This is a genomic window from Streptomyces sp. NPDC045026, assembly GCF_056432625.1.
Genome location: NZ_JBWKIS010000028.1, coordinates 23,311 through 36,995, shown reverse-complemented (window position 1 = coordinate 36,995; position 13,685 = coordinate 23,311). Strand labels below are relative to the sequence as shown.

Genomic DNA, 13,685 nt, shown 5'->3' with positions numbered 1-13,685 from the left:
TGGACCACGGCCGGGCGCAACGCGCCAGACGATCGCCCGCCACCCGGTGCGGTGATCAGCTCGACAAGGAGAACGCACCATGTCCAACGCCGACGTCATCAAGCGCATGTACGCCGCCAAGGGCGACATCACGGTTCTCAGGGACGTCATCTCGCCGGATGCCGAGTGGGACATCACCCTGGGCTTCCCCCACGGCGGTGTCTACAACGGCCTCGACTCGATCATCAGTGACTTCTTCTCGTTCTTCGGGGACTTCGACGAGTTCTGGGCCGAGGGTGACGAGTTCTGGGAGGTCGACGACCACGTGATCGCCCTGGGCCGCTACCAGGGCAAGGCGAAGGCCACCGGCGAACGCTTCACCTCGCGCTTCGTGCACATCTACACCCTGCGCGAAAACAAGATCACCCGCCTGCAGCAGACCAACGACACGGTGCAGATCTCCCGCGCACTCGGCAAGAGCTGACCGACGTCCACGCAGCTCCACCACACGGAGCCCCGGGCAGATTTCGCCCGGGACCCCGGCCCGAGGCCCGCACGGAGGGGGCCGCGTCGCCCGCACGACCGGCCTTCCCCAGCCCACGGAATCCCCACCGAGTCCGCATCTCGGCCCGACGCAGATGAGGCAACAGGCATGAGTACGTCATCCGACCCCACCGCGACGCAGCCGGCTCTCCTCGGCCGCTACGGCGATCCCGCCTGCGACTACCGCTCCGATACGCGCAGCGATCCCCGCATGGTGGAAGCCCTCGCGGCATTCGGACTCGACACGCGAGGCGATGACACGCCCGTGACCGCCTCCGATCCGCTCGATGCCAGGCTGGAGTTCATGAACGCCGCCGAGGCCGGTTTCGAAGCACTCTTCGGCGCGCTAGCCGCGGATCTGCCTCCCTTCACAGGCGTGACGCGCAGCGTCGAGTCGGTCACCGGGGTCGACGGCAACGACATCGCCCTCTTCATCCACCGCCCCGCAGAGGCGGACAGCCCGCTGCCCGGCATCCTCTTCCTGCACAGCGGCGGCATGGCGCTGCTCGGCGCCGACGAGCCGATGTTCCTGCGCTGGTACGACGAACTGGCCGCAACCGGCCTGGTCGTCATCGGCGTCGACTTCCGCAACGCCGCCGGCAAGCGCGGCCCCCACCCCTTCCCCGCCGGCCTCAACGACTGCGTCAGCGCTCTGGAATGGGCTCACGCCAACCGTTCCGCCCTCGGCATCGACAAGCTGGTCGTCGCAGGCGACTCCGGCGGCGGCAACCTCGCCCTCGCCACGGCCCTCAAGACAAAGCGGGAGGGGAAGACCGACCTGATCGACGGCGTCTACGCCATCGCCCCGCACATCTCCGGCGCCTTCGACTGGCCCGCAGAGAAGATGGCACGCGAACTGCCGTCCCTGATCGAGAACGACGGCTACTTCACCAGCCTCGCCATGAGCCGCATCCTGGCCAGCGTCTACGACCCCGAACGCGCCCACCGCGACGACCCGCTCGCCTGGCCCTACCGAGCCACCGAGGACGACCTGGCCGGGCTGCCGCCGCACACCATCTCCACCAGCGAGCTCGACTCCGTACGCGACGAAGGTCTCGCCTATGCCCGCAGGCTGGCCCGGGCAGGGGTGAGCGTCGTCAGCCGCACCGTCGCCGGCATCGTCCACGACGGGGACGTCATCTTCGAGACGGCAGTGCCCGACCTGCACACCGCGGTCGTACGGGACATCCACGGCTTCGCCGCGGCCCTCTAGCAACAGCTGACCACCTCACCGAACTCGCCGGCTTCCAGGCGCAAAGCCCCAACCGGGCAGTCCACCCCCACCTCCCGTTTGTGACAGTGCCGGAAGGGGGCGAACTCATCCGCCATATGAAGGAGAACCACGATGACTGAGCCTGCTTCCCTGTCCTACGAGGTCCTGGTCGCGGACGGAATGCCCAGAAAGGTCGATCTGAGGCTGCCGGACGGGGGCGAGATCGTCTCCTCACCGATCTCGTCCACCCTGATCTACGGGGATCGGGATGCCGTTCTGGTGGACCCGCCGCTGACCAACGGCCAGATCGAGCAGGTCGCTGAGGGGATCGCCCGCTCCGGCAAGCGGCTCGCCTACGTCTACATCACGCACGGCCACCCCGACCACTGGTTCGGCACCGCGCCGCTCCTGGAGCGCTTCGGCGACGCCGACAGCGTCGTCTACGCGACCGAGGGCACCATCCGCCAGATGCACGAGCAGCTGAAGGGCAAGGAGGAAGGCTTCGCGAAGACCTTCCCCGGCCAGATTCCCGACAACACACCCGTCCTCGCCATCCCCGTGCCGGACGGCGGCTTCCAGCTGGAAGGCCACGTCCTGCTCCCCGTGGAGACCGGCCACACCGACACCGACGACACCAGCGTCCTGCAGGTGCCCTCGATCGGCCTCGTCGTGGCCGGGGACGTCGTCTACAACGGAGTGCACCAGATGATGCTCGAAGGCAGCGACGGCGGCCTTCAGGCATGGCTCGACAACATCGACCACATTGCCGCACTCAACCCCCGCCACGTCGTCGCCGGCCACAAGAACAAGGCCCTGCCCGACGACCCGAAGATCCTCGAAGAGACCCGCCAGTACCTGCGCGACGCCATCCGCCTCCTGGCCGGCCAGCCGACCCCCCAGGAGTTCTTCGACGAGATGATGAAACTCCACGGCGACCGGCTCAACCCCGGCCCCCTCTGGTACAGCGCCATCGGCCTGCTCAGCAATACCTCCGCCAAGAGCGAACCCAACCAGTAGGCGTCCCGGGCCAGTCGGCACTGGCGGCGAGCCACCTCTCCCGGGCTGGGGGCAGAACGAGCTCAGGACTGCTCATGGGCTCGTCCTTCAGAACATGCCGATGTAGTCGGCGTCAGTTTCGGGAACATCCTGGATAACGTCCCAGTGCTCGACGATCTTGCCGTTCTCCAGGCGGAAGTAGTCGGCCAGGGCACGGCCGGGCTTGCCCGGTTCGAGGATGAGGTGGGAGTGGGTGACGACCATGTCGCCTTCGGCGATGACCCGCTTGATGTCCAGGCGGAGCTCGGGATATTGGCCACGCATACGCGTGATGAACTGGACGACCCCCTCGGGGCCGAACTGCATATAGGGATTGTGCTGGACGTACCCCGGACCGAGGTAGTCAGCGAGCGCCTTCTCAACGTTCCCACCCATTACCGACTGGAAGTAGTCGACGACGACCTTCTTGTTCTGCTCAAGATCCGACACAGATGCTGCTTCCATTCCAGAGCTCCGAGGCTGCCTTCGACGGGGCACACGGGTCCCGTCGTGAGAGGGACCCCCTTCAGGGTTGGTGAAGGAAGAGCCCCGCGCCATTCATGGGCAGCCTGGTAGGCGACCGACACGCAGCGCCAGGTCCTGCTTGAAGCCACAACCCCGCCAGGATTGCTTCCGGTATCACCCGAATCACAGATGGCGACTCCCGGGAGGTGGAATGACCCCGCCCCCGGTCACCTGTCGTAAACCAGCCCCAGGCCCCGCCCGGATGCCGAGATCCCCAGTCCGCGGCCATGATCGATCTCGGCACTGCTGCCGCACCCGGAGCAGCTTCGGTGACCCCGAGCCACGGACTGGCTCAGTTTCGATGGCATCGGAGCGGATCGTCTGAGACGGGAACTGAACAACTTCAACCGGGACAACGACAAGATGGCGCGGGACGCAGCACACGGGCAGCACCGCCGCTGGGCGGCATGGCGCTGCCGCCGGAGCATGGCCCCTCGCATAAACGACCCTTTCCCGGAGCAAGATCAAGAACGGCTGGCGTGAGCGGCCCGAATCGCCGTTTCACTGTCACAACTCGTTCTCACGCAAAAGTGGAACCGGGCATGTTCTGGGAATGGTTTGTGACAGCATCCGGGTCATGACGGTCCCTCAAACCGTACTCGTGCCGGACGCGGACGACGTCGAGCGCCATCCCTGCCCGCGCTGCCAGACGCAGCCCGGCTCGCCGTGCCGCTCGCGCTCCGGCGCGGTTGCCGGCACCTATCACACCGGCCGCTTCACCAAGGTTCCCCGGCTCGCGAAACTCCTGCGCGTGCCGACCCCCGCAGACCGCGGCCCCGGCCAGCCCTGGCGACCCGGCACCCCGGTGCCCGCCCCGGTCGACCCGGACAGCCCCAGCGCGGACATCCGCATCGGATACGCCCGCTGTTCCAGCCTCACGCAGGAACTCCAGTCGCAGCTCGACGCGCTCGCCGAACGCGGCATCCCCCGGGACAAGATCTTCGCCGAGAAGATCAGCACGCGAGTGCGGGTCCGCCCACAGTTTGAGGCCGCGCTCGCCGCCGCCCGCGAGATCAAGGCTCACGCGCCCCACTGCCGGGTGATCTTCACTGTGAACGAGATGAAGAGCCTGGGGCGGGATGCCGCGGAGTTGACCGCGCTCGCGGACCATCTCACCGCGCACGGCCTGGTGCTGGAAATGCTAGCCGGACCCCTCCAGGGGATTTACGACCCCAGCGGGCCGGGACGCCTGCTCTTCGGGTTCTTCGCCGCGATGGCGGAGACCGAGCGGGAGAACATTCGGGAGGCGACTCTCGAAGGGCTGGACGCCGCGGCCCGCAAGGGCAAGCACGGCGGACGGCCGCCAGTCATCACCGACAACATGCTCCACACCGTGCTCCGCCGCCGTGCGAACGACGAGACCGTCGAGCAGATCCAGCCCGACCTGATCATTCCCACCGGTCGCCGCAAGGGCCAGAACGCAAGCCTGTCGAGCATCTACCGGGCGCTCGCCGAGCATGAGAAGACCCAGGCGTACCCGGAGGCCGTCGAGGCGGCGCACGCCGACTTCGCCGCCCTTCAACAGCGTGACCACATCCCAGAGTAGTTACTCAGCGCTACACGCCACCTGGCCGTAGCTATACGAGAACAGGGCCATGGCGGGGGTACTCCCTGGGGAGAATCTGGGGAGTATCACCCGCTGCTGGGGAGCGCGTGGGGAGGATCGGCTGCATAACGCAGCACGAACCTGACAGACGCTGAAAGATTCATCTACGCAGGTCAGAGACCTAGCCGACCACGTTTCCGCAGGTCAAGGCCGCCTGGTGGACGACTTCATGACGTACGGGGCGAGATCGTCGGCCTCGACGAGCCCGGGGAGCGATCCGCCCTCCCTCATCGGGGTGACATAACGGGTCGCCGTGACTTCGGTGAGCATTGCCCCAGGTTAGGCGACGCATCATCGCCGTACGAAAGTCCGTCCGGCCTTGAACGTTCCGGCCGCGCGGCCCGTACGAGTTTGGGCCACCCCCTCTCGAACCGAAGGGAAACACCAGTAATGACCGCTTCGCAGGAGTCCGTGTCCGCCCCGAGCCGCCGCACCGTCGTCGCAGCCGTGGGAGCCGCGGGCATCGCCGCCGCGCTCACCGCGTGCGGGAGCTCGGACGACTCGTCGTCCACCGAGCCGGCGGGGAACGCGACCAAGGACGGCGCGGCCAAGGACGAGGCAGGAAAGGACGGGGCAGGAAAGGAACTCGCCAAGACCGCGGACATCCCCGTCGGCGGCGGAAAGATCTTCGGCGACGCGGGCGTGGTGGTCACGCAGCCGAAGAAGGGCGAGTTCAAGGCCTTCACGAATATCTGCACCCACAAGCAGTGCCCGGTCTCCGCGATCGACGGCGGCACGATCAACTGCCCGTGCCACGGCAGCAAGTTCTCCATCGAGGACGGCAGCGTGAAGCACCCGCCCGCCGCGCAGCCCCTGGCCGCCAAGAAGATCACCGTCTCCGGCGACTCCATCACGCTCGCGTAGCGAACGGGCTCACCGGCCTCGGCGCGGGCCCTTCCAGCAGGTGAGCACGTCCTGCGTGGACGTCACGGTGGCCACGAGGGCGAGCGTGTTGCGGATCATCGCGGGGGTGTAGTCGGCAGGCACCCCCGCGATGGCGTCGGCGGGCACGGCGACGGTGTAGCCGCGGTTCACCGCGTCGAAGACGGCGTTCGGTATGGCGACGTTCGCCGAGACGCCGGTGACGATCAGCGTCCGGCAGCCGAGGTTGCGCAGCAGGGCGTCCACATCGGTCCCCGCGATGGGCGAGAGGCCGTGCAGCCGGCGTACGACGATGTCCTCGTCCGCCACCTCGACGGGTGGCGCGATCCTGACGGCCTTGGTTCCGGAGATCTGCTGCACGGGCAGGCGCGCGGCGGCGCGGAACAGGCGTCCGTTGCGGTTGGCGCCGCGCCCGTCGGGCCGCCGCTCCGCCACCGCGTGCAGGACCTGGACGCCGCTCTCGTGGGCGCCCGAGACGAGTCGTGCCACATTGCCGAGCGCCCCGGACGACCTGGCCGCCTCGGCGAGTTCGGGCAGGGCGCTGTCAGGGCCGACGACCCCCTGCTGGCACTCCACGGTCAGCAGCACCGTGGTGGCCGGATCGAGCAGTTCGGCGAGCTCTTCGTACGACGGCACGGGGTCCCCCTGTCGCAGGCGTCCTGAGCGGCGAGAGATTAGCCACCATTGCGCCATGGGGGAAGACACCGCATGCTTCTGATCTGACATACCGTCAGCCACAAGCCCGCGAAGGGGAGTACGCATGGCCGTCACACAGCGTCGGGGCCGCAGGATCATGATGACGCCGGCCGAGCTGGACGAGTTCCTGCAGTCCCAGCGCACCTGCCGCGTCGCCACGGTCTCGCCCGACGGCTCCCCGCACGCCAGCACCCTGTGGTTCGTCTGGGACGGTGCCTGCCTGTGGCTGTACTCGATCACACGCAGCCGCCGCTGGGCCGACCTCCTCAAGGACCCGAGGATCGCCGTGGTGATCGACGCGGGCGAGGAGTACGGGGAGCTGCGCGGCGCCGAGCTGTCCGGCACGGTGGAGTTCGTCGGGGAGAGCCCGCGCACGGGCGAGCCCGTGCCCGAACTCGACGTCCCCGAGCGGCTGTTCGCCCGAAAGAACTTCGCGATGGACGAGATGGTCCACGACGGCCGGCACGCCTGGGCCCGGCTCACACCGGACAAGATCGCGTCGTGGGACTTCAGGAAGCTGGCGTCGCTCTAGCTCTCACCCTCACTCGGGGAGCCATCTCCTGGGGAGCCATCTCCTGGGGCGACGTCCCCGCCCAGACTCGCGCCCGCGCTCTGGAGTTCCTTCACCGCCGCTCTGATCGACGGCCGCCGGTCCGCGTCGGCCCGCCACACGACGTAGACGTGCCGGCGTACGCGCCGGCGCACCGGCACGGTCACCACCCCGTCCGGCACGGGATCGCGCCCGAGACGCGGGGCCACGCACACACCGAGTCCGGCGGCCACGAGACCGAGCTGGGTGTGGGTCTCGGCGGCGCGATGGGCGATGCGGGGCTCGACGCCCTTGGCGCGCAGTGTGAAGAGCAGCCACTCGTGACAGAACTCGCCCTCGCCCCATGTGATCCACTCGTCGTCGGCGAAGTCCTCCAGACCCACCTCGCGGCGCCCGGCGTGGGGGTGGTCCACCGGCATCGCGACATCGGCGGGGTCGTCGAGGATCGCCGCCTTGACGAGGCCGTCGGGGAGCGGCATCGGCTTGTTGTACCAGTCGAGCACGACCGCCAGGTCCAGGTCGCCGCGCACGACTCCGGCGACCGCCAGTTCCGGCTCCAGCTCCTGCGAGCGCAGCCGCAGCCCCGGGTGCTCCGCGCGCAGGGCGGCGAGGACGCGCGGGAGGAGGCCGCGGGCCGCCGTCGGGAACGCGGAGATCCGCAGCTCCCCCACGACCTGCCCGCGGTGCGCCTCCAGGTCGGACTGCGCGAGCTCGACCTGGGACAGGATCCGCCCGGCGTGCTCGGCGAGCAGCCGCCCTGCGTCGGTGAGGCGCACCCCCCTGCCGTTCTTGGCGAGGAGCTGCTGCCCGACCTCGCGTTCCAGCTTGGCCATCTGCTGCGAGACGGCGGATGTCGTGACGTGCAGACCGGCCGCGGCGCCGCTGACGGACCCGTGACGGGCGAGTGCGTCGAGGGTGCGCAGGCGCTCCATGTTCAACATGTAAGTGATGCTAAGCGATACCAGGGAACAGATCTCGCTTGTACTAAGAGGTTGTGGGGCGGCATCGTTACGCCCATGAGCACCGTCGCCTCCTCGTCGCCCCCTGCGACTCCGCCCCCCGCGCCTTCCGGCATCCCTACCGAGTCCACCGAGTCCACCGAGTCCCCCGCCTCCGCGTCTTCCGGGACCCCTACCGAGTCCCCTGCCTCCGCCCGCCCCCGCCGCGCCCTCGACTGGCGGATCCGCTTCGGCGTCCTGTCCCTGATCTGGGGCTTCAGCTTTCTCCTCATCAAGGTCGGCACTGAGGGCTACGCGCCGTTCCAGGTGACGCTGGGGCGGCTCGCGTTCGGTACGGCGGTGCTCGCCGTGGCCATGGCGGTGAAGCGTCAGCGGCTGCCGCGCGGCATCCGGACATGGGGGCACATCGCGGTGGCGGCGCTCCTGCTCAACTCCCTGCCGTTCTCGCTGTTCGCGTTCTCCGAGCAGACGATCCCGTCGACGCTCGCCGGCATTTCCAATGCGACGTCGCCGCTGTGGGGCATGGCCCTGTCGCTGGTAGCGCTCTCCGAGGACCGGCCCACGCGCCGCCGGGTCGCGGGGCTCGGCATCGGCTTCCTGGGTGTGCTCACGGTCCTCGGGGTGTGGCAGGGCTTCCACGGCCTGGACCTGGCCGGCACGGCGATGGCTCTGCTCGCCTCGCTGAGCTATCCCGTCGGCTGGATCTACCTGCGCCGCACCCTGGCGGGGACAGGCCACTCGAACCTTTCGCTCTCCGGCGCGCAGCTCCTGATCGCCACGCTCCAACTGGCCGTCGTCACACCGGTGTTCACGACGCTCCCGGCCCACTTCCCGGTCGTTCCCCTGCTCGCGATCGTCGCCCTGGGCGCGCTCGGCACCGGCCTCGCGTTCCTCATCCAGTACGGCCTGGTGGCAGAGGTGGGGCCGACCACAGCGCAGATGGTCACGTATTTCATCCCGGTGATCGCGACGGCCGCGGGAGTCGCTCTGCTCGGCGAGTCCCTGACCTGGTCCACGCCCATCGGCGCGGTGATCGTGCTCGCGGGCGCGGCGCTCACACAGTCCCGTGCGCGCGCCCCTCGGCCTTAGGGTCTTTCGTTTGGATCAGGCCGGGCTCGCGGGGTCCGGCCTGATCCGGACGAAAGACCCTGGCGCTCAGCCGTAACGGCGCGCGGGAGCCGGCCCGGTGGCGGACGCGACGGCGTCGGCCACCGGGCCGATGTCGTCCGCGCCGAGCGTGGACACGGTGATCCGCACCCCGGGCGGCGCCCCCATCCGGAAGCGCGCTCCGGGCGCGACGGCCCACCCGGCGTGCAGCAGCCGCGCGACCGCCCCCGTCTCGTCCGGCACGGGCACCCACACGTTCATGCCGCTGCGCCCGTGCGCCTCGACCCCGCGCTCGGCGAGGGCCGCGATGAGCGCGTCGCGCCGTCGCCCGTACGACGCGGCGACGGCACCGGTGTCCACCGCCCCCTCGGTCCACAGCCGCGCGACGGCCCGCTGAAGGATGCGGCTCACCCAGCCGGGGCCGAGGCGCTGCCGCCCCTGGACCCGGTCGACCGTGACGGCGTCACCCGTCAGCACGGCGATCCGCAGGTCGGGCCCGTGGGCCTTGGCGGCGGAACGGACGAACGCCCAGTGCCGCGTCACACCGGCCAGCGGATGCAGGGGCAGGTCGACGATCCCGTGGCCGTGGTCGTCCTCGATGAGCAGGACGTCCTTGTGGGCAGCCAGGACTTTGCGCAGCGCACGCGCGCGTGGCGCGGTGACGGCGGCGCCGGTGGGGTTCTGGGCGCGATCGGTGACCACGAGGGCTCGCGCCCCCGCGCCCAGGGCACGCTCCACCTCGTCGGGCAGCGGCCCGTCGTCGTCCACGCCGACCGGCACCGTGCGCAGGCCGAGCGCCGGGACGAGGTCGAGCAGGCTGCCCCAGCCCGGATCCTCGACGGCGACGGCGTCGCCGGGCTTCAGGTGCGCGGCAAGCACTCGCTCGATGGCGTCGAGGGAGCCCGACGCGACGGCGACAGGACCCTCGGGGACCCCGTCCTCGTCGAAGGCCACGCGCGCGTGGCGTGCCAGCTCCGGCTCCAGAGGCCCGTCTCCGTAGAGGACGGGCGCCTTGTCCCCCTGAGCGGCCGCCCAGGCGAAGGCCTCGGCCAGCGGAGGCAGCAGGGCCGTATCGGGGTTGCCGTTCGAGACGTCGCGCACCCCGGCCGGCACATCGACGCGGATCCGCTCGCGGGCCGTCGTGGCCGGCTTGGACCGCACACGGCTGCCGCGGCGCCCCGCAGTCTCGATCACTCCCCGCTCACGCAGCGTGCGATAGGCGGCCGCGACCGTATTGGGATTGACCCCGAGGTGCTGGGCCAACTCCCTCATGGGCGGCAGAAGTTGACCCGGCTGCAGGTCACCCGAGCCCACCGCGCGCTCCACGCTGGCGGCAATCTCAGCTGCACGCCGTCCTTCGATCCGATACTCTCCTAGCACAAAGCAGATTATGCACTAGTGCAATGGAGATTGCAATGAGCGTGGCATCCGAGCCCGGCACCGTCGCTTCCGGGGACGCCTCCGCCTCCTACCCGGCGACCGACCGCACCGTCCCCGCCCGCAAGCGCGAGCGGACGCACTACGACCGTGAGCTCGTCCACTCGATACTCGACGAGGCGTACATCTGCCACCTCGGGTTCGTCCGCGACGACTCCCCCGTCGTCCTTCCGACCCTGTACGGCCGCGTCGGCGAGAGCCTCTACGTACACGGCTCGACGGGCGCGCGCGTCCAGCGCATGGCGGGCGTGGCCGACCCCGGTCTCCAGGTCTGCCTGACGGTCACCCATGTCGACGGTCTGGTGCTCGCGCGCTCCGCCTTCCACCACTCCCTCAACTACCGCTCCGTGGTGGTGCACGGCCTCGCCCGCCAGGTGACCGACCACGACGAGAAGCGCACGGCGCTCGACGCGATCGTCGACCACGTGGTGCCGGGCCGCTCCCAGGACTCGCGCCCCGCGAACGACAAGGAACTCGCGGCGACGTCCGTCCTGCGCCTCGACCTCGCGGAGGCCTCCGCGCGGGTCCGCGCCGGCGGCCCGAACGACGACGACGAGGACCTCGGCCTGCCCTACTGGACCGGCGTCGTCCCGCTGACCAAGGGTCACGGCTCACCGATCCCGGCCGACGACCTCGCCCCGGGCATCGCGGTGCCGGACTACCTGACGGTTCCGTAGGGCGCGCTCCTACGGCTCTTTCAGGGGCGGGCCTTCCCCGGTGAGCGTCGGCACGCGCACCGGGGAGCCCGGTCCGGCTACCTCGCTCGCGCCTCGGCCACGGCGAGCCCGGTCACCGCGGCCAGCATCAGGAGCGTGCCCGCCACCGTCGGCGCGGTCAGCCGCTCGCCGAGGAGCACGACGGCGATGACGGCGGCGCTCACCGGTTCGAGCAGCATGATCACCGAGACGGTCGCGGACCTGACGACCGCGGCGCCCGAGAAGTACAGGGCGTAGGCGAGCGCAGTAGGTACTGACGCGATGTAGACCAGCATCCCCAGTACCTGGAGCGGCTGGGAGGTGTGCGGCACCAGGCCCTCCAGCGCGCCGAGCGGCAACAGGCTCACTGCGGCGACGGCGAACGTCAGGACGGACGTGTCGAGTTGGTCGCCGGAGCGGCCGTCCCGCCCGAACCACCGCGTCAGCAGCGTCATCACGGCGTATCCGGCCGCGGAGACCAGGGCCCAGGCGACCCCTGCGGGACGCACGGCCGCGCCGCCGCCCCCGAGCACGAGCACGGCGAGGCCGGCGAGCGCGCCCAGGACAGCCAGCAGCCCGCCGCCGCCGAGCCGTTCGCCCATGATCAGGCGCGCGCCGAGGGCGATGAGTACGGGGCCCGCGCCAAGCGTGACCACGGTGGCGACGGCGAGTCCGGTCGCCTGGACCCCCGCGAAGTACGCGGTCTGGAAGACGCTCAGGGCGATCCCGGTGACGGCGATCCGCACCGCTTTGCGCAGGCGCGGTTCGGCCAGGGGCCGGGTCCGGCGCGGTCGCAGGGCCCGCGCCACGAGCAGCAGGGCGAGACCGCCCACGCAGCGCCAGAACGACAGGGCGGCGGGGCCGAGGTCGCTGGCCCGGAAGACCAGCGAGGCGGCCGCGCCCGCGGTGCCCCAGGCGGCGCCTGCGACGACGAGGTAGAGGAGCCCGCGCCCTACGGGCAGCAGCGGTGTCGCCCCTACGGGCGACGTGATGGACGAGGTGTCGGCTGAGTCAGCCGCGACAGTGTGCGACACGTGGTTCTCCACGAAGAATGGCCTCCGCGCCCCATGGACGGGGGCGGGGCAGGGACACGGACTGTCGTCTGCGGGCAGCCGTGACCCGCTCGGGGCGTCCCGAGCCGGATCTTCGTCAGATGGACCGCCGGAGGGCGAAGCTCCGGGCGGCCGCCGCCCGCGTTACGCGACCGGGGGCGGAAGCACGAGTGCGCGTGAATGCATGATCAACACCTTAGTTCGCGCTGCCTCGACGGGACAACGTCTTGTCCGGGGACTGCGGGGACTGCGGGGACTGCGGGGACGCCTCGTGCGCGGCAGTCGCGTCCGAGGCTGCCTTGTCCGGAGCGGCCTTGTCCTGGAAGGCCTCAACGCCGACAGCGACGGCGACGACCTCGGGCTTCGCCGGAGCCGACGACTGCGCGATGAACGCCCCGACCAGGACGACCGCGCCGCCCACGATCTGCGGTGCCGACAGGTGCTCGCCCAGGAGTACCCAGGCCAGCACGGTCGCGATGACCGCTTCCAGGCAGGCCACGACCCCGGCCACCTGGGGCGAGAGCCGGCGTACGGAGAGGACTCCGGTGACGTAGGCGATGACCGTCGCGATCAGGACGATCCAGCAGAGCAGCAGCCACGCGGGCACGGAGGTGCCGTTCATCGAGGCGCTGCCGCCGAGCACGGACCAGTCCATGCCCCAGGGGCGCGCCACGGCCGTCAGCACGAGGGCGCCGACGAGCAGCCCGTACGCGATCACGCCGAGCGGGTCCGGCGCCCGGTCCCCCGCGTCGCTGCCCTGGTCGGACAGGACGAAGTAGCCGACCTGGCAGCAGGCGGCGCCGAGGGCGAGCAGCAGGCCGATCAGGTCGACGCTGAGACCTGCCCACACCTCGACGACGCAGGCGAGGCCGCCGACCGCGAGGACCACGCCGAGCGCCGCGGCGCGCGTCACGGGCCTGCGCTGCACGAACCGCACCCAGCCGAGGACGAGCGCGGGGGCGAGGTACTCGATGAGGAGCGCGACGCCGACGGGGATACGGGAGATCGCGGCGAAGTAGCAGGCCTGTACACCGGCGACGGCCAGCAGGCCGAAACCGGCGAGCAGCGCGGGCCGCTGGACGACCAGGGAGCGGTGCCGCCAGGCGACGGGCAGCATGACGAGCGCGGCGCCCGCGACGCGCAGCCACACCACGTGGAGCGGGTCGAGACCCGCCTCGATCAGCGGCTTCGCCGCCACTCCCGAACCGCCGAAGGCGAGCGCCGAGACAAGGGCGAGCCCCAGTCCGACACCTCGCCCGCGGTTCGCCTGAATCCCCTGAGACGCATGCACCGGCACATCATGACAGCCGACGTCATGACCGTCATCCCCGATGACCCCTGTCTCACGTGCCGGACGCGACGGGCATGACGAACGGGGCGCGACCTCAAGAACCGCGCCCCGAACA

The 13,685-nt window shown here is 70.3% G+C and carries 14 protein-coding genes and 1 pseudogene; 8 read left to right on the top strand and 7 right to left on the bottom strand.

All coding sequences use genetic code 11. The features are described from left to right. Positions 1 to 79: 79 nt before the first annotated feature. From AC07EJ_RS37490 to AC07EJ_RS37480, 3 genes are all read left to right on the top strand, one after another. Positions 80 to 463: a nuclear transport factor 2 family protein gene (locus tag AC07EJ_RS37490; protein ID WP_478885933.1), complete on the top strand. Its 384-nt coding sequence runs from the start codon at positions 80 to 82 to the stop codon at positions 461 to 463. Between the two features lie 168 nt (positions 464 to 631). Beyond that, positions 632 to 1,735: an alpha/beta hydrolase fold domain-containing protein gene (locus AC07EJ_RS37485; protein WP_389486674.1), complete on the top strand. Its 1,104-nt coding sequence runs from the start codon at positions 632 to 634 to the stop codon at positions 1,733 to 1,735. A gap of 132 nt (positions 1,736 to 1,867) precedes the next feature. Continuing rightward, entirely contained in the window at positions 1,868 to 2,752 is an 885-nt protein-coding gene (locus tag AC07EJ_RS37480) for an MBL fold metallo-hydrolase (RefSeq protein WP_389486672.1), read from the top strand. Positions 2,753 to 2,839: 87 nt separating this feature from the next. Here the strand turns inward: AC07EJ_RS37480 and AC07EJ_RS37475 are convergent, their stop codons facing one another. Then, the gene (locus AC07EJ_RS37475; protein ID WP_389486670.1) at positions 2,840 to 3,235 is read right to left on the bottom strand and encodes a nuclear transport factor 2 family protein; all 396 of its coding nucleotides are present in this window, start codon (positions 3,233 to 3,235) and stop codon (positions 2,840 to 2,842) included. Between the two features lie 637 nt (positions 3,236 to 3,872). Between AC07EJ_RS37475 and AC07EJ_RS37470 the strand changes: the two genes are divergently transcribed. Continuing rightward, positions 3,873 to 4,841 (top strand): recombinase family protein, encoded by a 969-nt coding sequence (locus AC07EJ_RS37470; protein ID WP_478885932.1) that lies wholly within the window; start codon positions 3,873 to 3,875, stop codon positions 4,839 to 4,841. Between the two features lie 225 nt (positions 4,842 to 5,066). Here the strand turns inward: AC07EJ_RS37470 and AC07EJ_RS37465 are convergent. Further along, positions 5,067 to 5,171, bottom strand: a pseudogene (locus AC07EJ_RS37465) (HipA family kinase); the annotation flags it as partial. Positions 5,172 to 5,291: 120 nt separating this feature from the next. On the opposite strand from AC07EJ_RS37465, the gene AC07EJ_RS37460 reads away from it, so the two are divergent. Further along, positions 5,292 to 5,765, top strand: coding sequence for a Rieske (2Fe-2S) protein (locus tag AC07EJ_RS37460; RefSeq protein ID WP_389486666.1), 474 nt, complete (start codon positions 5,292 to 5,294; stop codon positions 5,763 to 5,765). A gap of 9 nt (positions 5,766 to 5,774) precedes the next feature. On the opposite strand, the gene AC07EJ_RS37455 is transcribed toward AC07EJ_RS37460, so the two are convergent. Further along, complete coding sequence (locus tag AC07EJ_RS37455; RefSeq protein WP_389486664.1) at positions 5,775 to 6,419, bottom strand: cysteine hydrolase family protein; 645 nt, start codon at positions 6,417 to 6,419, stop codon at positions 5,775 to 5,777. Positions 6,420 to 6,543: 124 nt separating this feature from the next. Here AC07EJ_RS37455 and AC07EJ_RS37450 point away from each other — a divergent pair, with 124 nt between their 5' ends. Beyond that, the gene (locus AC07EJ_RS37450) at positions 6,544 to 7,011 is read left to right on the top strand and encodes a pyridoxamine 5'-phosphate oxidase family protein (RefSeq protein WP_362909932.1); all 468 of its coding nucleotides are present in this window, start codon (positions 6,544 to 6,546) and stop codon (positions 7,009 to 7,011) included. Here AC07EJ_RS37450 and AC07EJ_RS37445 read toward each other — a convergent pair. Further along, positions 7,008 to 7,970 (bottom strand): LysR family transcriptional regulator, encoded by a 963-nt coding sequence (locus AC07EJ_RS37445; protein ID WP_478885931.1) that lies wholly within the window; start codon positions 7,968 to 7,970, stop codon positions 7,008 to 7,010. The two genes, AC07EJ_RS37450 and AC07EJ_RS37445, sit on opposite strands and share 4 nt — an antisense overlap. A 75-nt stretch (positions 7,971 to 8,045) precedes the next feature. Here AC07EJ_RS37445 and AC07EJ_RS37440 point away from each other — a divergent pair, with 75 nt between their 5' ends. Further along, positions 8,046 to 9,077, top strand: coding sequence for a DMT family transporter (locus AC07EJ_RS37440; RefSeq protein WP_478885930.1), 1,032 nt, complete (start codon positions 8,046 to 8,048; stop codon positions 9,075 to 9,077). A gap of 66 nt (positions 9,078 to 9,143) precedes the next feature. Here the strand turns inward: AC07EJ_RS37440 and AC07EJ_RS37435 are convergent, their stop codons facing one another. After that, complete coding sequence (locus AC07EJ_RS37435; protein ID WP_389486658.1) at positions 9,144 to 10,475, bottom strand: aminotransferase class I/II-fold pyridoxal phosphate-dependent enzyme; 1,332 nt, start codon at positions 10,473 to 10,475, stop codon at positions 9,144 to 9,146. A gap of 35 nt (positions 10,476 to 10,510) precedes the next feature. Between AC07EJ_RS37435 and AC07EJ_RS37430 the strand changes: the two genes are divergently transcribed. Further along, complete coding sequence (locus AC07EJ_RS37430) at positions 10,511 to 11,209, top strand: pyridoxamine 5'-phosphate oxidase family protein (protein WP_389486656.1); 699 nt, start codon at positions 10,511 to 10,513, stop codon at positions 11,207 to 11,209. Positions 11,210 to 11,286: 77 nt separating this feature from the next. On the opposite strand, the gene AC07EJ_RS37425 is transcribed toward AC07EJ_RS37430, so the two are convergent. Both AC07EJ_RS37425 and AC07EJ_RS37420 read right to left on the bottom strand, forming a co-directional pair. Then, positions 11,287 to 12,219: a DMT family transporter gene (locus tag AC07EJ_RS37425; RefSeq protein ID WP_389486763.1), complete on the bottom strand. Its 933-nt coding sequence runs from the start codon at positions 12,217 to 12,219 to the stop codon at positions 11,287 to 11,289. Positions 12,220 to 12,475: 256 nt separating this feature from the next. Further along, positions 12,476 to 13,576, bottom strand: a complete 1,101-nt coding sequence (locus AC07EJ_RS37420; RefSeq protein ID WP_478885929.1) for an EamA family transporter — start codon at positions 13,574 to 13,576, stop codon at positions 12,476 to 12,478. Between the last annotated feature and the right edge of the window lie 109 nt (positions 13,577 to 13,685).